Below are 22,135 nucleotides of genomic sequence, written 5' to 3' on the forward strand. Positions count from 1 at the left end.
GAATACTTTTGCAGCATCAGCTCTCTCGGCAGCCCAGTGGTCGCATGTGCTTCTTTTCAACAGTGCAACATCAACTATTAAAATAAAAATATTAAGTGCAGTCACCATGGGAGATTGGGTATGCATGATGAAAGTGGAGACGTTGCGCGAGCCAATCTGCGCTTCCGGCAAGTAGTAGAAGCCGCCCCGACCGCCATGGTAATGGTAAACAGTCGCGGCCTGATCGAACTCGTCAATACACAGACAGAACTCATTTTTGGCTACCCAAGAGAAGAGTTGCTGGGACAAAGCATAGACATTTTGTTACCTGAGCGCTTCCGCCAACAGCATCCGCATCATCGCGCCGCCTTTTTCTCAGACCTCAGACCTCGCGCCATGGGTAGCGGACGTGACTTGTATGGCCGCCGCAAGGATGGCACCGAGTTTCCTGTCGAGGTCGGGCTCAATCCCATTGAAACCGATGATGGCGTCAAAGTCTTGTCAGCCATTACCGACATTTCGGCACGCAAGCGCATGGAAGCGCGCTTTCGCCAGGTCGTCGAAGCCGCGCCCAATGCCATGGTGATGGTGAATAAAAATGGCTTGATCGAAATGGTCAATCCGCAAACAGAACGTATTTTCGGCTACCCGCGCGAGGAGCTGCTGGGGCAATCCATAGATATGTTGCTGCCCGAGCGCTTGCGCCATCAGCATGCCCATCACCGGGCCTTCTTTTTTTCCGAGCTGAGTCCGCGGGCGATGGGCACCGGGCGGGACCTGTATGGCCGCCGCAAGGACGGCAGTGAGTTTCCTGTCGAGGTCGGGCTCAATCCGATAGAAACCGATGACGGCGTCAAGGTGCTGTCGGCCATTACGGACATTTCTGCCCGTGTCAAAGCCAGTGAAAAGCTGGCGCAACACCGTGACGAGCTGGAGCGCAGCAATAAAGAATTGGCCACTTTTGCCTATGTGGCCTCCCACGACCTCAAGTCCCCATTACGCGGCATTTTCCAAATTTCGCACTGGATCGAAGAAGACCTTAACCAGGGCAAAGTGGAGGCCATTAGTGGACACATGTCCCTGTTGCGCGGACGGTTGCGCAGAATGGAACGCCTGCTGGATGATTTACTGGCCTATTCGCGCGCCGGACGTTTGGAAGGCAGCGTCAGCCAGGTCGACCTGGGCAAAGTAGCGCAGTCCATTTTTGAGATGCAAGCCCCGCCTGCAGGCTTTAGCCTGAAGATGGCAGACGATTTGCCCACGTTTTATACGCTAGCCACCCCGCTGGAACAGGTGCTGCGCAATCTGTTTAGCAATGCCATCAAACACCATGATCAAACGCGCGGCAGCATTCAGTTGCAATGGCAGCAGGCCAACCCGCATTACTATGAGTTCAGCGTCATTGATGATGGGCCGGGCATCTCCCCAGAATACCAGGAGCGGGTTTATATCATGTTCCAGACCTTGAGGCCGCGCGATGAGGTGGAAGGGAGTGGCATGGGATTGGCACTGGTTAAAAAAATCGTCGAAGCCTATGGGGGCAGTACCAGCATCCGCTCCGATGGTCAGCGCGGCTGTGCGATCACGTTCACCTGGCCGATCAATATAGAAGAAAGGTTGATGCGTGCAAATCCTGCCCAAACATCGTTATAAGGAAGTATCGTTGCTGATTGTTGACGATGACGACATTGATGCCATCTCGCTGGAGCGCGCATTACGCAAATTAAGACTGTTGAACACCCTGTTTCGTGCCCGCGATGGCCGTGAAGCGCTGGAGTTGCTGCGTTCGGGCCAGATTCCTGCACCCTATATTATCCTGCTTGACCTGAATATGCCGCGCATGAATGGCCTGGAGTTTCTGGAAGCGTTACGCACGGATCCATTATTAACCCATGCTGTGGTGTTTGTGCTGACGACGTCAAAATCAGACGAGGACCTGGTCGCAGCCTACCGCAAACATGTCGCGGGCTATGTCTTCAAGCAGCACATGGACCGCGACTTTATGGAAGTCATGGGGCTAATTGAGCATTATTGGCGCATTGTTGAGCTGCCAGCCACGAAGGAGTAACCATGCGCCTGCTACTGGTAGATGATGATGAATTGGACCGCATGGCGGTGGTACGGGTGTTGCAAAACCCATCACTGGTGAAGGATATTGTGCATGCAAATACCGCGGTCAAGGCCTTGAAACTGTATGAAGAAAACGATTTTGATATCGTACTGCTCGACTACCGCCTGCCCGATATGGAATGCCTGGATGTGTTAAGCCAACTCACACAACACACAGAAAAGCAGGCCGCCGTGGTGATCCTGACCGGCATGGAAGATAACGAGACCATAGAAAGAAATTGCATCTTCGCCGGGGCCCAGGATTTTTTACTCAAAAAAGAATTGTCTGAGAGACACCTGACCAAAGCGCTGGTACACGCGCAAGCCCGCCATGCCCTGAACAACAAGTTGATTGAAACGCACAAGCGATTGAAGTATCTGGCAGAGAATGACCCGATGACCGGATTATCGAACAGATATTATTTTGAAGAGCATTTGCGCAATGCCATGCAACGTGCGCATCGCCTCAACGTTCAACTCGGCTTAATTTATCTGGACATTGATAATTTCAAGTTGGTCAATGACAGCCTGGGACATGACTCTGGCGATCACCTGCTGAAGCAAGTCGCACAGCGACTGCAGGAAGTGGTCAGAGAAGGCGACATGGTCTGCCGCCTGGGAGGGGACGAGTTTGCCATTATCGTGCACGATCTGGAAAATGAAACCGCCATCGGCGCCTTATCGCAGCGCATCCTCGAACAGGTGCGTGAGCCTTTTGCGCTGAATCAAACCGAACAATTTATTACCTGCAGCATAGGCATTGCCACCTTTCCGCGCTGCGCAAGCACGGCAGAAGACATGTTAAAGCGTGCCGACCTGGCGATGTATCATGCCAAGCGTGCAGGGCGAAATGGCTTTCACTTTTTCAGCGAAGTACTGCAAGAGCAGATTATCCATCGCATGATGGTAGAGAACGAACTGCGTTCGCAACGCCTGCAAAACCAGTTAGTGCAGTACTACCAACCGGTATTGAATGCACAAGACTTTACCGTGTGCGGTGCAGAAATGCTCATGCGCTGGCAGCATCCTACGCAAGGTCTGCTGCCACCGGCGGTCTTTATCGATGTGGTGGAAGAGCTTGGCTTTTTTGCCGAGATCGACAGCAGAAACCGGCAACTGGCCTGCTTACAGTTTGCACGCTGGCGCCAGCGCGGTCTGATTGACGCGGACTGCGTACTCGCAGTGAATGCCAGCGCGCAATGGTTACAACATGAACACATGCTGACTGAAATTGAGCATGATTTAAGGCAGATTGACCTGCCTGGCAGCTGTTTGTTACTGGAGGTTACCGAAAGTGTACTGGTGTCTGACTTTGACAAAACCTCGGCAAGACTCCGTCACCTCAAGCAGTTTGGGCTCAAGGTGGCACTGGATGATTTTGGCATAGGCTACTCGTCCATGACCTATTTGAAACACCTGCCTGCCTCTATCCTGAAAATAGACCGCAGCTTTGTGCAAAATGTGCCAGAGAATGAGGCGGATTGTCGCCTGCTCAAGGCCATGATCGTCATGGCCAAAAGTCTGGATCTTGAAGTCATTGTCGAAGGCATAGAAACCCTGCCACAAGCCACCCTGTGCCGAGCACTTGGTGCAGACAAGCTGCAAGGATTCCTGTTTGCAAAACCCTTGTCGCCCGACGACTTTGAACATTTTTTAAGCTCGCATCAGCCCGCCCGTTACCTGTCACTGTATGGCGAGCCAGACCAGGCAGGATGAGTTAACATTGATCAGGCAAGCGCCCAGCCATCCACACATCATTTTCAGCAGGGGCCACAAAACTTAGTGATCCGATTGATACTCGAACCAGACATACATAGATTGCAGCAGGCGCTCAAGCCTGTTCACCGCCCCCGACGATGATGGAGAATCCGCCATGACCCAAGACCCCAAAACATCCAAGCTCGAAGCGCACTTGCAAGCCATCGAGGCCCATAAAAGCCTGCTGGAGAAACTGCATTTACATGATAACCAACCGCTGGATGAGGTGAATGCCTCACTGCAAAGATTGACGCTGACGCTGGAGGAATATCTCAAGCTGGTCGGCCTGCCTTAAACCTTTGCGTGCTGAAAGCCCCTAGCATCCCTTTCAGAACCAGCCTCGCGCAGACAACGCTTTGTACCCTTTTCCGGAACCGCCATGCCTATTTTAGACAGAATCCAAGACTACAACGCCGGCCGCGACCCTGAGCGTCTGCAAATGAAACTGGCCGCCATGTGCAAAGACCCGTTTGTGTTTTTGCGCGGCACCTGCCATTTGTTTTATGAAGACTGGCACCCAGCCCTCGCAAAGCTAAAAAGCCCTGCCGCCTGGATTTGCGGCGACCTGCATCTGGAAAACTTTGGCAGCTACAAAGCCGAAAACGGCCTGGCCTATTTTGACCTCAACGACTTTGATGAAGCCGCCCTGGCGCCTTGCCTGTGGGAGCTGACGCGCTTGCTGACCAGCCTGCTGGTCGCCCAGGACACACTCAAGCTCAAACCCAAACAAACCACTGCACTGCTTGACATCATGGTGCAGAACTACGCGCAAGCACTGGCAGAAGGCAAACCCAAATGGGTAGAGCGCAAAACGGCCCGCGGCTCGATCAGGCATCTGTTGTCAGACTTGAGCAAGCGCAGCAATCAGGCCTTTATCGAAAGCCGGACCAATGCCAAAGCACCGGATACACTCCTGATAGACGGCAAACGTGCGCTGGCCTTGGACAAAGCGCAAAAACAAGCCGCTTTGGAAAAATACATGAAGGCCATGCAAGTGCAGGATAAAAAAGAATTCTTTTATCCGCTGGATATTGCGCGCCGCATTGCCGGCACTGGCAGCCTGGGCCTGGAACGCTATGTCGTGCTGGTGAACGGCAAAGGGCCAGAGCGCCGCGCACTTATAGACATGAAAGCCAGCAACCAGAGTGCACTGAGCCCTTACCTGAACACCGCAGCAATCAAACTCACGCAACCTGACTGGACACTGGAATCTCAACGCGTCGCGACCATACAGGCTGGCGCCCAAATCCTGCCGCCTGCCCTTCTCAAAGCCGTGTGCGTAGACAAACAGTCTTATTTGATCAAAGCGCTGCAACCCTCGCAAGACCGGGTAGACCTCACGCAGTGGGATGGCAAACTCAGCGTGCTGGATAATATTTTTGCCAGCATGGCCGCCCTCACCGCCTGGGCCCATTTGCGCAATGCCGGTTATCTGGGCGCCGCCAACCGCGAAGCCTTGATGGCATTTGGGGCGCAAGTCGCCGACTGGCGAGGCCCCGTGCTCACGCTGGCGAAACAGGTGGCCGATCAGACCATCCATCAATGGCAGGACTATGTGAGCGCCTACCAGGCCGCCTTCAAGAAATCCTCTTAAGGCTGAAGGATCAGCAACGCCCAAGGCCGCGTTGAATGCGGGTGCCGCCTGCTTTGTGCCATGCGTCATGGCCGCAGGTTTTTTAGTCTGCTGGCGAGCCGGGATGAGGTGCTTAAGTTTGTCTGCGTAGCTTCAAGCATGCGCTCCCATCCACCCAGAACCTTCGCCCAAGCAAACGGGTCATAGTGTTTGTCTGTTTCATCAAGGAACTGCCATGGACCATGATCCGATACAGGAAAACGACCTCGTAATGCTGAGCTATACCAGCATTGCCGACCACCTGATGTCCAGCCAGGAGCTGATCCAGCTACTCGCCATGGCGCGAGAGAACAACCGCCACCTGCACATCACCGGCATGCTGCTGTACATGGAAGGATGTTTCTTTCAAGTGCTAGAAGGGGAGCGGGCGGTGATCGATGCCCTCTATGAAAAAATCGCGCATGATCAGCGCCACCATCATGTGATAAAGCTGATTGAAGAACCCATTGATGCGCGCAGTTTTAACGACTGGAGTATGGGGTATCGCCATGTGACGCGTGAAGACTTGGCTCATGTGACTGGATTGACCGACTTCCTGGATAGGGATCAACCCGGTTTTGACGGCATGCACAGTGAGCGGGCGAAAACCCTGATCAACGCATTTAGACAGGGTCGCTGGCAGACCCGTAATACCCAACAATACCGCTATCAGCACGTCGCTTAAGTCTGCTGACTCATCTACGTGCACACCTCAACCTCACTTGCACAACACAGGTCTCCACATGGGCGGTGTTGCTTGGGTCAAACACCCCTGCAACGCTGCTCGGATTCGCGTCTAAGGAATGGCGTTTTGACTGAAAACCTCGCCTGACCCTGCAGGAATCAGAATCGCTGCCGTAATAACTGTATCCTAAAAATTAGGGCGGTTCTGTGTCTGTTTTTGTTGCCTCAACCTGACTACGATAAACACCATCCGCAATCCGCACAACCCACTGACAGACAAGTTGAATCTCGCCTGTTGTCACTGTTAAACGTACTGACGCAATCTTACTGGAAACTATGTCGCAATCCAAAGCTGTGATTAAACCGTATCACCACCCGGCCGCTGGCTGGGGCGCATTGAAGCAAGTGGCCGCCCAACTGGCGCTGCAAAAAATCCCTGTCAAAGGCGTGATGACGCTATTGTCACAAAACCAGCCCGATGGCTTTGACTGCCCAGGTTGTGCCTGGCCGGACAAAGAACACACCTCTACCTTTGAGTTTTGTGAAAACGGCGTGAAGGCGGTGGCCGCTGAGGCCACGGCCAAACGTGTCCCACCGGCTTTTTTTGCCCAACATACGGTGACGGAACTGATGGGCTGGAGCGACTTCGCCCTGGAAAATGAAGGCCGCCTGACCCACCCCATGCGTTATAACGCGGTCACCGACAAATATGAAGAAGTGTCCTGGGACGAGGCCTTTGCGCTGATGGCAACACAGCTTAACGGTCTGGATCATCCAGATGAGGCCGTGTTTTACACCTCGGGCCGCGCCAGCAATGAAGCCGCCTTTCTCTACCAGCTGTTTGTGCGTGCATTTGGCACCAACAACTTTCCTGATTGCTCCAACCTGTGCCATGAATCCACCAGTATTGCCTTGCCTGCCACGGTGGGCATCGGCAAAGGCTCAGTGACCCTGCATGACTTTGAGCATGCCGATACGCTGCTGATTTTTGGCCAAAATCCGGCCACCAACCATCCGCGCATGCTGGGTGAGTTACGTGAAGCGGCTAAACGCGGCGCACGCATTGTCGCCATCAACCCGCTCAAAGAGCGTGGCCTGGAACGTTTTGCCGACCCGCAAAGCCCGTTTGACATGCTGAGCTTTAAAGGCAGCAAGATCAGCAGCCTGTTTATCCAGCCCAAGCTGGGCGGTGATCTGGCGCTGATCAAAGGCATGATCAAATTCGTCATCCAATGGGATGATGAAGCCATTCTGCATGGCACCGAGCGCGTGGTCGATGTCGATTTCATTGCCGAACACACCAACAACTTTGCCGAGATTGCCGCAGATGCGCGCCAGGAAAGCTGGGAGGTCATCGTTGAAGAATCCGGCGTCCCCTTGGCACAGATTGAGGAAATTGCCCGCATTTATGCTACCGGTGATCGCGTCATTGCGACCTGGGGCATGGGCATTACCCAGCACAAACATGGCGTCGCCACCATTAAAACCCTGGTCAACCTGATGCTGTTGCGCGGCAATATCGGCAAGGAAGGCGCAGGCCTATGCCCGGTACGCGGCCATAGCAATGTGCAGGGCAATCGCACGGTAGGCATTTATGAAAAAATGCCGCTGGAGTTTCTGCAACGGCTGGACCAGGTGTTTGACCTCAATGTCCCCAAAGCGCCAGGTTATGATGCGGTAGGCGCCATCGAAGCCATGATTGCAGGCAAAGTGAAATTCTTTTTTGGCCTCGGTGGTAACTTCTCAATCTCCACGCCAGATACTGACCGCACCTGGCAAGGCATGCGCAATTGCGAGATGACCGCGCATGTCACCACCAAGCTCAACCGCAGCCATCTGGTGCATGGCAAACAGGCCTTGATACTGCCCTGTCTGGGCCGTACCGAAATCGACACGCAAGCCACAGGCCCGCAAGGCGTGACGGTGGAAGACTCCATGAGCATGGTGCATATTTCTTATGGCATGAACAAACCTGCTTCCCCGCATCTGCTGTCAGAGCCCGCGATTGTGGCGCGCCTGGCCGCAGCAACGCTCAAGGCAAGCAGCATCCCCTGGCTGGCGCTGATTGAGGATTACAGCAAAATCCGTGACCTGATTGAACAAACGCTGCCGGTGGCGTTTAAAGACTATAACGAGCGCATCAAACGCCCAGGGGGATTCCGCCTGCCCGTGCCGTCTAGCGAGCGCATCTGGAATACCGCCTCTGGCAAGGCTGAGTTCACGCTGCAAGCCATCCCTAAAAACTCGCCCATCCATCAGGCCCGTGAGCAATATGGCGATCAGTTATTTGTGCTGATGACCACGCGCTCACATGACCAGTACAACACCACCATTTATGGCATGGATGACCGCTATCGCGGCGTCTTTGGCGAGCGCCGTGTCATCTTCATGAACCCGGCCGATATTGCGCGCCAGGGTCTGCAAGCAGGGGACTGGATCAACCTGGTGAGCGTCTGGCAGGATGGCATTACGCGCCGCGCAGACAAATTTTTGGTGGTGGCTTACGATATTCCGGCAGGCTGCCTGAGTGGCTATTACCCGGAAACCAATAACCTGGTACCGCTGGAAAGCGTAGCCGACGATTCGCGTACCCCAACCTCCAAATCGATTCCGGTAATCATCGAGAAAACCACTGCCCCCGAGGTCGCCCATGCTGCTTGAACGTGACCACACCTTACAGTCCATGCTCGAGGCAGAGGTGACACTGCCCTCTGCGGTTGAAGACTCGCAGGCTCGGGAAGACACTTCAATCAACCTGACCCCGCTGGACCCGAGTGCGGTCATGCTGCTCAGCATCCTCGAATGCCTGTATGCGGAACACAGCCAGGGCCGCGCGCACATGCCGCTGGCCGCGCTATGCAAACGTCTCGAGCTGCGCATGAGTACACTGCAGCGTCTGTTAACTGCGCTCGATGACCAGGCGCTGGTCAAGGTATGCGCACAAAAGGACCGGCTGGTGGCCAGTCTGACTGCCACTGGGGCTGAGGTTGCGCTGGCCTTGCAAACAGCCTGATCTTTTTTGATTCACCCAGGTGCGTTTAAACAGGGCAAGTGTGTTTAAACGCAGACTGTTGTATCGTTGTTCTGGCAAATCCTCGCCCGCTGGCTTCACGTATAATGGTGAACATCTTGATACTCGCAAGCCTTGCCATCCATGAAGCTTTACGTCTCGCTCGCCGCCCGCATCAGCGCCATGATAGACGAAGGCGTCTTGCGGCCAGGTGAAAAAATCTTCTCGGTACGGCAAGCCAGCCAGCAATATGGCTTGAGTATCAGCACGGTGTTGCGTGCCTATTTATTGCTGGAGCAAGAAGGCGTCATCAGCAGCCATCCGCAATCCGGCTATTACGTCACCCCGCGCAAACGCCTGCAGCAAAAGGCCGCCTCGCCGTTAGCCAAAGACCTGAATCTGGCCGAAGTCGACGCCAGCAAGTTAGTCCTCACTACGCTTAAATCCATCCGTGAATTTGGCACGGTGCCGCTGGGGTCACCATTTCCTGATCCGCAGCTATTCCCGCTCAAAAAAATCCACCAGTATGAAAAAGCGCTGACCGATGATCAGGGCGAATGGGGGGTCTTGAGTGATTTGCCCCCAGGCAACGAGTTATTACGCCAGCAGATTGCGCGGCGTTACCTGGCGCATGGCATGGATGTGTCGCCAGATGATATTGTCATTACCCACGGCGCAACCGAGGCGATTACCCTGTGCCTGCAAGCCGTGGCGAAAGCGGGCGATACCATCGCACTCGAATCGCCCGGCTACTATGCATTGGCACATACCGTCGAACGCCTGGGCATGAAAGTCGCCGAGCTACGCACCGACCCGCTGACGGGCATAGACCTCGACGCCTTGCAGGCCGTGAGCAACAACGTGCGCATTGCCGCCGTGATCCTCACCACCAACTTCCAGAATCCGCTTGGCTTTGCCATGCCAGAAGCCAAAAAGCAGGCACTGGTGAGCTTTCTGGCAGCGCAGCAAATCCCGCTCATTGAAGATGACGTGTACAGCGAGCTCTATTTCAGTGACGCGCCGCCCAAGCCGGCCAAAGCCTATGACCAGCAAGGCATGGTGCTGCATTGTTCGTCCTTCTCCAAATCGCTGGCGCCTGGCTACCGCGTCGGCTGGACCGTGGCCGGACGCTATCGTCAGGAAGTCGAGCGGCTCATGTTTCTCAACAGTCTGTCACTGCCTTCGCCGCCACAAATTGCCATTGCCAAATTCATGCAGCGCGACAGCTTTGAGCAGCACCTCAAACAATTGCGCCACACCCTGCGCTCCAACTACGTGCTGATTCGCAATGTCATCGAGCAAAGTTTTCCGGCGGGCACACAGCTGTCCGTGCCACAAGGCGGTTATGTGATCTGGGTCAAACTGCCACCCAGCATTGATGCGCTTGCCCTTTACCGTGCCGCGATTGATAACGGCATCACCGTCGCGCCAGGCACCATCTTCTCGCGCAAAAAAGAATTCACACACTACATTCGCCTCAACTTCAGCCACTTGTGGACACTTGCCATTGAACAGGCTGTCAGTGAAGTCGGCGCGCTGGCGAACGCCATGCTGGTCAACGATTCATCCGCGCAGTGACCACCCCGTATGCTTGAGGGCAGTGCGCCGATGGCAGATGCACGGATGGACATTAATGCTTTTTGTAGCGCCACTCCAGCCAATCATCCAGCGAAGCCTTGCCTGCCCCGCAAATCGCCAGCCAGGTAAACACGGCAAAGTAAGTCGCCTCCTCAAAGCCGAGCAAGGTTTCCAGCGAATCGATATCAGCCAGTTTTGCCGAAATAATCGCTACCACCATCACCACCGCCAATGCCCCGCCACAAATACGGGTCATCAAGCCCAGAATCAGACCCAGCCCACCGAAAAACTCCCAGCCGGCCACAAATGGCGTCATGAATTCTGGGAAAGGGATGCCCCAGCTTTGAAAGTTCTCAATAATGGCAGGCAGGTTATTCAGCTTGCCCCAGCCCGTGAGCATAAAGGTGTAGCCCACCACCACGCGGGCGACCAAGGGGCCCAGCCATTCAAAATGCGCAGCCACTTTTTTCGGCCAAGCGATCAATCCCTCAAACAAGATATGCATGTGTTTCCTCCTTTTGTAGATGAGTGGTGTCAGCCGCGGTAGCGTCAATCGTCGCCGCCACCTGCGTTGCGGCCAGCAAGCCGTTTCTCATCCATTTTGAAAAATAGGCCATGACCTCGGGGCCTGCTGCGTCATCCAGACCAGCTAACGCCTCACCCACGGTCGCCCCGCCAAACAAGGTACTGAGTAATGCGAACTCCTGCGCCTCCAGCGTCATGCGCCAAACCACATCCTCATGGCGATACACCACCAGATACTCGTCAACGGCTTCGTCCATCGGCGTCGGCAGCTCGTCCATCACGGCCTGATAGTATGCATTCACACCGTGGCTAAAGTGCGCCAGTGATAACGCGGCCCTGGGCATCAGTTGCAAGTCCATCAACCCATCCGGTGTGAGCCCCTGTAGCTGCGAAGCTTCCAGCACAGGCGTTTCAGCCGGGTCCATCATTTGTGCGACCAGCGTTTCCAACTGGCAGAGCGCATGGGCAAAACCATGTTTAGGCAGCGCAATTTGAATAAACGCAGGCAGCTTAAGTGCAAAGCGGCCGATATTAAAATGGTCTGGTTGCACCGCCGCAATAAAATCCCACAGCAACCGGTCAAAGACTGGCGGCGTTAAATAATGCGCCAACACCGGATAATCTTCGGCCACCACGTCAAACAAGCGGTAACGGTAAGCTTCGGTATACACCGACAACTGTGTCTCTGGCGCAAAGTCAGCCTTGGCGCGTATCCAGTCTGCCGGTCGACTGTCCATGCGATCGCCCAGCACAATGGCTTGCTGTAAGTGGGTTTGCGCCTGCAGTAAAGACGGTTGCATGGCTGGGCTAGATGCCTCAACCGGCTTGGCTGTGTCTGGCAAGGCATAGGCGCTAGCCTGGCTAGCCACTTGCCGGGCTTTCTCCAGCTCCGCGGCCAACACCGGAAACTCCGGGATCTGGTCATCCCACTCAATCATGGTATTCGGCACGCGGCCAGCACGGTGCACCACATATTGGTACATCCTCCACACAGCCTCCGTCACATGGTCATCGTGGGTATCGACGATGTGATTGCCTTTGTTGCGGTGCCCCGAAAGATGCACCTGAATCACCCGCTCCATTGGCAAGGCATCCAGATAGGCTTGTGCATCCAGCCGGTGGTTGTAGCTTGTCACATAGACATTATTCACATCGAGCAGCAAATGGCAGTCCGCCGCTTGCGCCATGGCCGCAATAAACTCGGCCTCTGGAATGGTGGAATGCTTGAACTCCAGATAGGTAGACGGATTTTCGAGCGCGATTCTGCGGCCCAGCCTGTCCTGCACCTGGCAGATACGCTGCACAATATGCTTGAGCGACTCTTCGGTGTAGGGCAGCGGCAGCAAGTCATGGGTATTTTTATGTGCCACGCCAGTCCAGCACAAATGATCCGACACCCAGGCCGGTTGCACCCAGTCAATCAGCGCCTTGAGCTTGGTCAGGTATTCAGAATTCAACGCATCTACACTGCCGATGGACATCGACACACCATGCATGACAATCGGGTATTGCTCTTTGATACGCGCCAGGTTGCGCTTGGGCTTGCCGTCGGTATCCATAAAATTTTCCGAAATAATTTCGAACCAGTCCACCGGTGGCTGATGTTCAAAAATATACGGATAGTGCGTGGGCCTGAGGCCCAGTCCAAACCCCAGATGGGGTAATGCCTTTGGTAAGGGATTGGTCAGCGGCATGACAACTCACTCCTTGCAAAGCAGCAGGGCCACTGCCCCGCCGCCTTGACATGATTCAAGAAAATGACCAGCTTACTTGCTGCCGTCCGTTGCGCATGAACCATGCCCTTTACACGCATTCTTGCCATCGCCGCCCTGGCCTTTACAGGAATTTTTGCCTTTGCATGCATGCTTCTCTTTACCGTCAGCAGTTTTGCAATTGGCTTTTTCCATCTTGGCGTTATCTTTGCCATTGCAGCCAGACTTGCCTTCATCCCCAGCAAATGCCGGGCTGGCACTCATCACCGTTGCAGTGAACAAACCTAACAATGCTGCGCTGGCCAATTTTTGAGTCGTTTTCATACTATCTCCTAAGGATTCAATTAAAAAGTTAAACAGAAAATGTGTTCTGTAACCCTTAGTCGAGGCAAGCAACGCGGCCTTACAGATTTTTTGAAAATAATTTAAAAATAGTTGTGTGCTTGCAAAAGGCGGCCAGAACAGCGCCGTCCTGGCAACAAAGATTGTGTCAGTGCCATGTTAAACTGGGGCCAACATTTCACAGGCAATCGGCATGATTCAATACAACCCCAAAGACTGGCTGACCTTCATCTTTCGTTTTCACGAGTCAGATACCTTCCGCCAACTGATGCCGATGATGCTACTGATTGGTGCCTATGCCGGAGGCGTCGCTTATCTTGAAATCGAATACTGGAAGCTGGCCGACAGCAGCCATGTCAAAAATCTGTCGCTGATACATACCACCGTCGGTTTTGTCTTGTCCTTGTTGCTGGCCTACCGCACCAATACCGCCTACGACCGCTGGTGGGAGGGCCGCAAAGCCTGGGGGGCGCTGGTCAATAACAGCCGCAATCTGGCAATCAAGCTATCGGCTTACCTGGGCGATGACCATGACCGTGATTTTTTCAGAAAAATTATCCCCACTTATGCCACCGTGCTTTCCCAACATTTGATGAATGCCGAGGTCAGCAAAATGCTATTTGAAGGCCTGGATCTGGACATTGACCACCATGAGCACCACCCGAACCAGATCGCCAAGCGCATTTTTCAACAAGCCAACCTGCTTTATACCTCAGGCAAAATCAGCGGTGACCAGTTTTTTATCCTTCATGACGAACTCAAAGCCTTCACCGAAGTGTGCGGGGTGTGCGAACGGATCAAGAACACGCCCATTCCTTACTCTTATAGCGCGTTCATCAAAAAATTCATTTTCTTCTACGTGATGACGTTACCGTTCGGCTTTGTGTTTAGCCTGGGCTATTACGTGATCCCGGTGGTGGTGTTTATCTTTTACGTATTAGCCAGCCTGGAGCTGATTGCCGAAGAAATTGAAGACCCGTTTGGCACCGACACCAATGATTTGCCTACCCCCAAAATGGCGGCAAATATCAAAAAGCACGTCGAAGAGCTACTTTAAACGTCATAACAAGTATTTATGCTCATCATATTTGTTGTGATGTAAGTGCATTTTTGTTAAAGCCTGCGCTCATGAACTTAGGTTTAGTGCATCGCGCAAGCACCCACTCTCGGTAAACTGGCAGCGATACCTCCATGCTGAACGACCTGAAAAATATCCTCGCCTCCATCAAAATGACTGATGTGCATCTGTGGCTAGGCCGTCTGATCATCTGGTCGGCGGCCATCATCACCGGGCTGGTCATTGTGTTGTTTGCCCGTGCCACCGAGTATGCCATCGCCTGGTTTGATCAGATGCAATCGGCGCTCTGGTGGCTACCGCTCATCGTCATGCCCGTGGTAGGCATTTTTATAGTCTGGGCGACCAAGCGCTGGTTCGCCGGGGCCGCCGGAAGCGGCATCCCGCAGACCATGGCGGCGCTTTCATATGAAGAACACCAGCCGATTGGCCATTTGGTGTCGATCAAAATTGCGGTCTCCAAAATGTGTCTGGTCATCCTCGGTCTGGCCGCAGGTTTTTCCGCAGGCAGAGAAGGCCCTTCGGTACAGGTGGGGGCCAGCATCATGCATGCCTTTCGCCGCTTTTTGCCGCAAACCTTTCAAATCGACCCTAAACACCTGATTCTGGCCGGCGGAGCCGCGGGCATTTCGGCGGCGTTCAATACCCCGCTGGCAGGGATTATCTTTGCCATAGAAGAGCTCAGCCGCAAATTTGAGCAAAGAACCAATGGCGTGATGATTTCGGCCATTGTCTTGTCCGGGCTGGTTTCGATTTCATTGCAAGGCAATTACACCTATTTTGGCAGCCTCAGAGTGAGTCCGATTGATACGCAAATTTTGCTGCCCGTGCTGATTGGCGGGCTGGTGTGTGGCGTATTTGGCGGCATCTTCAGCAAAACCCTGATCGAACTCACAGAAAACCTGCCCGGCAGAATCACCCGCTTGCGTACCCGTCATCCGCTATACTGGACGGGCTTTTGTGCGCTGCTGGTGGCCGGCCTGGGCATTGTCAGTCATGGTGCCGCCAATGGCTCAGGGTATTCACTCACCAAGGCCATGCTCAATGGCTCCATCAATGAAACCTGGTACTACCCTGTGGTCAAATACCTCTCTACCATCTTCACTTATTTAAGCGGGATCCCCGGCGGCATTTTTGCCCCGGCGCTCTCTATCGGCGCGGGCATAGGCTATGACTTAGCCAGCATTTTTCATTACCACCACCTTACCATTGCCTTTAGTGCCTTGTGCATGGCCGGCTTTCTGGCCGGCGTAACACAAGCGCCCATCACCTCGTTTATTATTGTCATGGAGATGATAGACGGCCATGAAATGGTGATCAGCCTGATGGCGGTGTCACTGATTGCCACCGTCACCTCGCGCATCTTCAGCCGCCCGCTTTATTCGGTGCTTGCTGGCCAGTTTACCGCTGGCCCGCCAGATCAAAAGCGGCTGGATCACCCCTGAGGTCAGGCAGCGCACGCCAAAGCGCACACAGCATTCGCGCATCGCATAAGGAATGCGAGCAGAATAAAGGGCGAGGCACCCGTCAGAGAACCCTAGCCGACCAAGTTTCAGCGTAGACTGGAGACCACAATGACCGCGCACGCAGGCAGGCGAACCATTTGCCCGCCTCGCTGATGCCGTGCTTAGTCAACCCCACAACGTCAGGAGTCCGCCTTATGGAAGCGTCACTACACAGCCTCAACAATCTGTTTGCCCAACTCGGCTTGCCAAATAGTGATGCCGAGATTGAACAGTTTATCCACACGCATCGTCAACTGGCAGGCACCATTTCACTGGCGGATGCCCCGTATTGGACACCGGCGCAAGCCGCTTTTTTAAGAGAAGAAATATTGAAGGATGCGGACTGGGCAGAGGTCATCGACCAGCTGAATGCCAGGCTACATGCCAAATAATGGAGGATGGCTATGCGGCAGAGCCTGTACAGCCTCTGATAAAAAAGCCGCACTAGGCGGCGGCTTTTTATAAGGTGTGTTATACCAGCGCGGATGCGGTCTCTGGCTTGGTATTTCTGCCGTGCAAGGCCTGATACATCACCGGCAAAATAAACAGCGAAATCACTGACGAGAAGAACAGCCCCCATACGATTACCGTCGCCAGCGGGCGTTGTACATCCGAGCCCAGCCCCGTCGCGAGTGAGGCGGGCAGCAAGCCCAAGATCGCGACCAATGAGGCCATCATGACTGGCCGCATGCAAACACTGGCCCCCTCAATAATCGCGGTATGCAAGGCCTGCCCCGGCGTTGAATAGTTTTTAATGGTTTTGACCATGAGTACCCCACTCATGATCGACACCCCAAACACGGCGGCAAAACCAACCCCGGTAGACACATTCAGATGCATGCCGCGCATGAACAGCGCCAACAGCCCGCCCGCCAGCGCGGCAGGCAACACAGACAACACCACCAGCGTATCGCGATAGGATTTAAAAAAGAAAAACAGGATGGCAAAGATGATGGCCATGGTCAGCGGCACCAGCACCTTGAAGTGGTTGGCAGCACGGTCCAGATTTTCATACATGCCGATCCAGCTCATCCGATAACCGTTTGGAATCACCATTTTTTGTGCCAGCAACTGTTGCGCTTCGGCAACGAAGCCGCCCTGATCGCGGCCACGGATGTCGCTGCGCACGGTAATTCTATGCTTGCCATCACCGCGGGCGATAATCGTTTGCCCATCCACCACGCGGATGGTAGCGACCTGAGACAGCGGGATCGTCACGCCATCGGTATTGGTTACCGGCAAGCGTTCTATGGCATTGACAGAGCTGATGGCCGCCTTGTCAAACTTGGCCACAATATCAAACCTGCGCTCGCCTTCGTAAATCACGCCCACGGGTGCACCACCAATCGCATTATCAATAAATGCTGAAAGATCATGAATATTGACTTTGTAGCGCGCGCACAAGGCACGGTTGGGCGTAATCACCAGCTGCGGCTGCGGCCCCTCCTGCTCGATATTCACATCCACCGCACCATCCACCGTTTTCAGCCAATCCTCGGACTGCCTGGCCAAGCCCAGTAACACATCAAGGTCTGGCCCGGAAAACTCCACCGCCATATCGGCCGAGGTGCCGTTGGAATCCTCGGTCACACTGTCGATAATAGGCTGGGTAAAGTTGAATCGGGTGGTTGGAAACTCATTTCTAAATGCCTGCCCCAGGGCAACAATCAACTCGGCCTTGGTGGCAAACTGCTGCCAGCGCTCATGCGGTTGCGGCACAATCATCATCTCGATCCGGCTTGGCGGATACGGGTCGGTGCCACTGTCATTGCGGCCGGTCTGAATGGTGGCATACTTCACCTCCGGGTACTGCAGTGCAATTTCACGCAAGCGCTTGCCAAACAGTGCGGTCTGCTCAAGCGACGTCCCCTCCGGGAAATTGGCGCGCACCCAGACCACGCCTTCATCCATATACGGTAAAAACTCGCTGCCGATTTTGGGCACTACCCACACCAGCAGCAAGACCAGGCTGGCAAACACCACCACCAGCGTTTTTGAGGCATGGCGCAACAAGTGCGTGATGCCACGGGTATACCACTGATTCACGCGCTCTAGAACTGGGTTGTGCCGCTCCTTGAATCCCTGTTTAAAGATCATGGTCGCCAGCACCGGCACCACAAAGAATGAGAATAAACTGGCACCTATCAGTGCAAAAATAATGGTCATGGCCATGGGCCGGAACAGCAAGCCCTCAATATGCGTCAGCGAGATCAGAGGCAAAAAGCCGCCAATAATCAGCAAAATTGAAACGAATACCGGTTTTTCCACCTCCAGCGTGGCATTGAGCACCGAGAGCTCCACCGATGGCGGATCCGCAACATGATTGCGCTCATCCAGGCGTCTGGCTATGTTTTCAGAAATGATGATCGCCCCATCCACCAGCACACCGAAATCAATCGCACCCAAGGACAGCAAGCCAATCGGGATATCGGTCAAATACATCACCAGCAAGGCAAACACCAACGCCACCGGAATGGTCAAGGCCACCAGAATAGCCAGCGAGGGCCGTCCAAAAAACAAGAACAGCACCAGCAACACCAGCGCAATGCCTAACACCACACTATGCGTCACCGTATGCAAGGTGCTGTTGATCAGCTCACTGCGGTCATAAAACGGCACCAGCTGGACGCCCTTGGGCAGCATGCCGTCGTTCAGCTCCTGTATCGCCTGTTTGACCCTGGCCAGCACCTCGGAGGGGTTTTCGCCTTTTCTGAGCAAGACGATGCCTTCGACGGATTCATCCACCGTATTCTTGCTAAAAATCCCGGCCGGAATCTTTTTGTTGATTTGCACACTGGCCACATCGCGCACGTAAATGGGCTGGCCATCGATATTCTTGAGAAAACTATCCTCAATATTTTTCTTGCTCTTGATCGCACCTTCACCGCGAATGACAAACGACATACTGCCTCGCGACAGCAGGCTGCCGCCCGAGTTGGCGTTGTTTAATTGCACGGCCTCAATCACATCATTCACCGACACATCGTAGCGACGCAATTGCGAGGGATTCAGAATAATGCCGTACTGTTTCTCATAGCCGCCGAAATTGGTGACCTCGGCTACCCCATCCGCCCGTAACAGCCTGGGGATCACCACCCAGTCATTCAGGGTACGCAACTGCACCAGATCGCTGCCCTCACCGCCGGTTAATTGATAGCGCACCATCTCCCCATACGCCGTCGCCAGTGGCCCTAGCTCGGCCTCAGCCCCCGGCGGCAACGTAAACAGTGAAAGTTTTTCCTGCACGCGCTGCCGGGCCCAGTAACTTTCGGTGCCTTCCTTGAAAATAAGCTGAATCACCGACAAACCAAAGATGGTCCGCGAGCGGACGGTCTCCACATTGGGGACATTTTTCATCAGGATTTCGAGCGGCACCGTGACCTGGCGCTCGACATCCTCGGGTGCCTTGCCCGGAAACACCGTAATGATCTGCACCATTTGCGATGAAATATCCGGATAGGCATCGATTTTCATGCGCGACAGGGAATACAGGCTCAACAGACTCAGCGCCACCAGCCCGCCGATGACGATCCATTTGTACTGCAATGCCTGGCGAATCAATTTCGCCATCATGATGCAGCACTCTCGTCCGCATTCACAATCTCTACCGCCTTGATGGCCAAGGGCTTGAGCAAAATGGCGCCATGCGCAATGATGGTGTCGTGTTCTCGCAGCCCGGACAGGACTTCAACTGATTTACGATCAAAATTATCGCCGATGGTCACTTCCACCAGCTTCCAGGTATTCGGCTGGCTCAAGACAAAGACATAATCTTTTTTATTGAGATGAATCAGGGCCTCATTCGACACCAGCATTTTTTTGCGCTGCTCAGTGCCTAACTGGATATCGGCAAACATGCCGGGCCTGAGCTGATGCAGGCTGTCCTGCAGCGCATAGTAAATGCGTAAGGAACGCTTCTCAAATGACACCAGCGGAGAAATACTCGCCAGCTTACCCGCAAACGGTTTATCCGCATTGCCGTAAAACACGGTGGTCAGGGCCTGGCCTGCATACACCTTGCCGGCATTCATTTCCGGCACATCGCCCGCCACCAGCACTTCATCCGCCTTCAGGCGGATCAGTAAATCAATGTCTATGCCCTGCTGAAACAGCTGACGTTCCGCATCCGCACGGTTGTTTCTTGCCTGGTTTAAAGCGCTCTGAATATCAAATAGTGCTTTCTGCCCTTCCAGCTGCGCCTGCAGCAAGTTGGCTTCCGACAGGCTCAAGTCTCTGGCAGCTTCTGTGCCGATATCCACCAGTTTTTTCAGGCGCTCCACCTCTATCCATTGCGAGTGCAACTTAGCCTCGTTCAGCTCGGCAGTTTTCTTGTACTGCTTGCTCAGAAACTCGATTTCATTGCCATCGTTTTTCCAGTTGGCATACAAACTGGAGATTTGCTGATTGATGAACTCATACTGCTCATCGTCGGCCGCGCTGGTCGGTTTTCGTTTGGCAATAATGCTGCCTGTCACGGTCAAGTCCGGCAAACTGACCGCTTGCAGTTGCAGCTGCTCGCGCAGAATCTTGCGATTAAAGGTAGAAGCCGGATCAATCAGGATTTGCCCGTTCCGTAACAGCGTCACTGCCTGCCCCTGCTGGGCCGGTGCCGACGCGACCGCCGGTTTGGCCGAGTGTGCGGTCATATAATAAAGCCCGGCACCTACCATCCCCAACAACACCAGTGCAAACAGGGCGCCTTTTTTTTGTAATTGACTCATTTTAAAACCTGCTTCCCAATGGCTGCATTCAAGGCGTAGAGCGAATGCCAATAGTTGGATAACGTCATAATGTGTACGCGATTGGTTTCGCGGTAGTTTCTTTGCGCATCCAATAACTCGAACAGACTCTTGCCGCCCAGCGCGTAAGCCGCTTTCATCTTGTCACGGATCACTTTAGAAACACCCAGCTTGGTGTCTGCCTCATTGACCAGCACCAGATACGAAGCGTCATAGATGTGGTAATTTCGCTCGATTTCAGACCTGAGCTCAATCAGCTGCGTATCCAGATCCAGCTCGCTCTGTCTTTTGAGTGATTTGGCCTTGGCAATATTGCCCTGGTTGCGGTCAAATACCGGCAACGAAACATCCACGCCTATGCCCCAGGCATTCTGATCCGGGAAACCAATCGCCTCTTTCTGAAACTGGCGGGTCACCCCTAAATGGGTCACCACCGAGGGATAAGCCTTGACCTCTTCGAGCTCGATATTGCCAACTGACTGTTCTATTTGCCGCTTTAGCATGGCGATATCCGGCCGGTTTTCCTCGGCCATCTGGATCAAATGCTCAGGATCACTGATCGGCTGCGGATGCTCAATCTCCAGGCTGCCAACCACGTGGATGACTTTGTTCTTTTGCATGCCAAGAAAGGCCTTCAGGCGGCTGATGGCATTTTCCACAGCCACCCGTTTGGTGCGCAACTCGGTTTGGCTAGAGAGCAAAGACAAATTCACTCTATCCAGCTCGATAGACCCGGCCCCGCCGATTAACACGCGTTTTTCCGTCAACGCTTTCAGGGCCGCCAGCTCGGTGAAATCCTCCTGCGCCAGCGCTTGCAGATTTTGCGCCTCCAGCACATCGTAAAAAGCGGCAATCGCCCCAGCAATGCGCAACCGGATAGTGTCATTCACACTCGCCTTGGCCACCTCCACCCCGAGTTGGGCAGCACGCATCTCTGCCGCACGCTTGCCAAACACAAACCAATCAATCGGATATGCCACCCCGAGGTCGAACTGCGGAGGGCCGCCTTGGCGATTGACGTTAAAAGACTGATTCAGCGGCATCAAGGTATTGGAGACATTCATCACCGGGTTAGGCGGCAACTTGGCCGTGACCAGATCCGCCTCGGCCTGATAAATGCCTTCCACCGCAGACTTGATTTGTGGGTCTGCCTGCAGCGCGAGATAGATGGTTTTGTTGAGATCGAGCGCCGTGTCTTCCAGCTGCTCAGCAGCCAGCGGTGAATGATGTTGATCGGGTAACCGGGCGGAGAGGCCGTCTTTGACAAAGGCGGGCGGCACGACATACCCTTCAGCAAAACCGGGGCTCTGCAATGCCATCGGCATGATCAGCAGCAGGAGTCTGGCGTAGAGGCGTAATAACTGCATAAAGGAGAAGTGCAAATGTCGTTCATCATGAACAGCTTTTATGAAGAATTTATTACACCCTTTCTAAAAGCTGGATTTTTAGTGTTTCTAAGTGAGCGTTGCCAGGATTGACGGCATCATAATTTTTATTGCGTTTGACT

At 54.0% G+C, this 22,135-nt stretch carries 18 protein-coding genes; 12 read left to right on the forward strand and 6 right to left on the reverse strand.

Annotation, left to right across the window (positions count from 1 at the left end; translation table 11 throughout):
- The first annotated feature begins 120 nt into the window (after window positions 1-120).
- From AACH41_RS13155 to AACH41_RS13195, 9 genes are all read left to right on the forward strand, one after another.
- Entirely contained in the window at window positions 121-1,632 is a 1,512-nt protein-coding gene (locus tag AACH41_RS13155) for a PAS domain-containing sensor histidine kinase (RefSeq protein WP_194748894.1), read from the forward strand.
- Window positions 1,604-2,047, forward strand: coding sequence for a response regulator (locus AACH41_RS13160; protein WP_313985077.1), 444 nt, complete (start codon window positions 1,604-1,606; stop codon window positions 2,045-2,047). Before AACH41_RS13155 ends, AACH41_RS13160 begins: the two co-directional genes overlap by 29 nt.
- Before the next feature lie 2 nt (window positions 2,048-2,049).
- Window positions 2,050-3,804: an EAL domain-containing protein gene (locus AACH41_RS13165; RefSeq protein WP_338655616.1), complete on the forward strand. Its 1,755-nt coding sequence runs from the start codon at window positions 2,050-2,052 to the stop codon at window positions 3,802-3,804.
- A gap of 157 nt (window positions 3,805-3,961) precedes the next feature.
- Window positions 3,962-4,141: a hypothetical protein gene (locus tag AACH41_RS13170; protein WP_194748897.1), complete on the forward strand. Its 180-nt coding sequence runs from the start codon at window positions 3,962-3,964 to the stop codon at window positions 4,139-4,141.
- Between the two features lie 84 nt (window positions 4,142-4,225).
- On the forward strand, window positions 4,226-5,440 hold the full coding sequence (locus AACH41_RS13175; protein WP_338655619.1) for a DUF2252 family protein: 1,215 nt from the start codon (window positions 4,226-4,228) through the stop codon (window positions 5,438-5,440).
- A gap of 214 nt (window positions 5,441-5,654) precedes the next feature.
- The gene (locus AACH41_RS13180; protein ID WP_338655620.1) at window positions 5,655-6,143 is read left to right on the forward strand and encodes a BLUF domain-containing protein; all 489 of its coding nucleotides are present in this window, start codon (window positions 5,655-5,657) and stop codon (window positions 6,141-6,143) included.
- Between the two features lie 335 nt (window positions 6,144-6,478).
- A complete protein-coding gene (locus AACH41_RS13185) occupies window positions 6,479-8,803 on the forward strand; it encodes an FdhF/YdeP family oxidoreductase (protein ID WP_338655622.1) in 2,325 nt (774 codons plus the stop codon).
- Window positions 8,793-9,155, forward strand: a complete 363-nt coding sequence (locus tag AACH41_RS13190) for a hypothetical protein (protein WP_275357832.1) — start codon at window positions 8,793-8,795, stop codon at window positions 9,153-9,155. The genes AACH41_RS13185 and AACH41_RS13190 overlap by 11 nt, the downstream gene beginning before the upstream one ends.
- 141 nt (window positions 9,156-9,296) lie before the next feature.
- A complete protein-coding gene (locus tag AACH41_RS13195; RefSeq protein WP_338655623.1) occupies window positions 9,297-10,730 on the forward strand; it encodes a PLP-dependent aminotransferase family protein in 1,434 nt (477 codons plus the stop codon).
- Window positions 10,731-10,782: 52 nt separating this feature from the next.
- On the opposite strand, the gene AACH41_RS13200 is transcribed toward AACH41_RS13195, so the two are convergent.
- From AACH41_RS13200 to AACH41_RS13210, 3 genes are all read right to left on the reverse strand, one after another.
- Window positions 10,783-11,235: a DoxX family protein gene (locus AACH41_RS13200; RefSeq protein ID WP_338655624.1), complete on the reverse strand. Its 453-nt coding sequence runs from the start codon at window positions 11,233-11,235 to the stop codon at window positions 10,783-10,785.
- A complete protein-coding gene (locus AACH41_RS13205) occupies window positions 11,219-12,949 on the reverse strand; it encodes a DUF692 family multinuclear iron-containing protein (RefSeq protein WP_338655625.1) in 1,731 nt (576 codons plus the stop codon). Before AACH41_RS13205 ends, AACH41_RS13200 begins: the two co-directional genes overlap by 17 nt.
- A gap of 72 nt (window positions 12,950-13,021) precedes the next feature.
- A complete protein-coding gene (locus AACH41_RS13210; RefSeq protein ID WP_194748904.1) occupies window positions 13,022-13,291 on the reverse strand; it encodes a hypothetical protein in 270 nt (89 codons plus the stop codon).
- A 211-nt stretch (window positions 13,292-13,502) separates the two neighbouring features.
- Here AACH41_RS13210 and AACH41_RS13215 point away from each other — a divergent pair, with 211 nt between their 5' ends.
- The 3 genes from AACH41_RS13215 to AACH41_RS13225 all read left to right on the forward strand — a co-directional run bounded on the left by AACH41_RS13215 (window position 13,503) and on the right by AACH41_RS13225 (window position 16,281).
- Window positions 13,503-14,366 carry a bestrophin family ion channel gene (locus AACH41_RS13215; RefSeq protein WP_338655627.1) on the forward strand — a complete coding sequence of 288 codons (864 nt, stop codon included), beginning with the start codon at window positions 13,503-13,505 and terminating at the stop codon, window positions 14,364-14,366.
- 134 nt (window positions 14,367-14,500) lie between these two features.
- Entirely contained in the window at window positions 14,501-15,829 is a 1,329-nt protein-coding gene (locus AACH41_RS13220; protein ID WP_338655629.1) for a chloride channel protein, read from the forward strand.
- A 215-nt stretch (window positions 15,830-16,044) separates the two neighbouring features.
- Window positions 16,045-16,281 carry a DUF2789 domain-containing protein gene (locus tag AACH41_RS13225; protein ID WP_194748910.1) on the forward strand — a complete coding sequence of 79 codons (237 nt, stop codon included), beginning with the start codon at window positions 16,045-16,047 and terminating at the stop codon, window positions 16,279-16,281.
- Window positions 16,282-16,360: 79 nt separating this feature from the next.
- On the opposite strand, the gene AACH41_RS13230 is transcribed toward AACH41_RS13225, so the two are convergent.
- The 3 genes from AACH41_RS13230 to AACH41_RS13240 are packed head-to-tail and all read right to left on the reverse strand — an operon-like array spanning window position 16,361 to window position 21,995.
- Window positions 16,361-19,462 (reverse strand): CusA/CzcA family heavy metal efflux RND transporter, encoded by a 3,102-nt coding sequence (locus tag AACH41_RS13230; RefSeq protein ID WP_338655631.1) that lies wholly within the window; start codon window positions 19,460-19,462, stop codon window positions 16,361-16,363.
- Window positions 19,459-20,610, reverse strand: a complete 1,152-nt coding sequence (locus AACH41_RS13235; RefSeq protein ID WP_338655633.1) for an efflux RND transporter periplasmic adaptor subunit — start codon at window positions 20,608-20,610, stop codon at window positions 19,459-19,461. The genes AACH41_RS13230 and AACH41_RS13235 overlap by 4 nt, the downstream gene beginning before the upstream one ends.
- On the reverse strand, window positions 20,607-21,995 hold the full coding sequence (locus AACH41_RS13240; protein WP_338655634.1) for a TolC family protein: 1,389 nt from the start codon (window positions 21,993-21,995) through the stop codon (window positions 20,607-20,609). The genes AACH41_RS13235 and AACH41_RS13240 overlap by 4 nt, the downstream gene beginning before the upstream one ends.
- Window positions 21,996-22,135: the final 140 nt, after the last annotated feature.

It is taken from the genome of Methylophilus sp. DW102, assembly GCF_037076555.1.
Classification (GTDB): Bacteria; Pseudomonadota; Gammaproteobacteria; order Burkholderiales; family Methylophilaceae; genus Methylophilus; species Methylophilus glucosoxydans.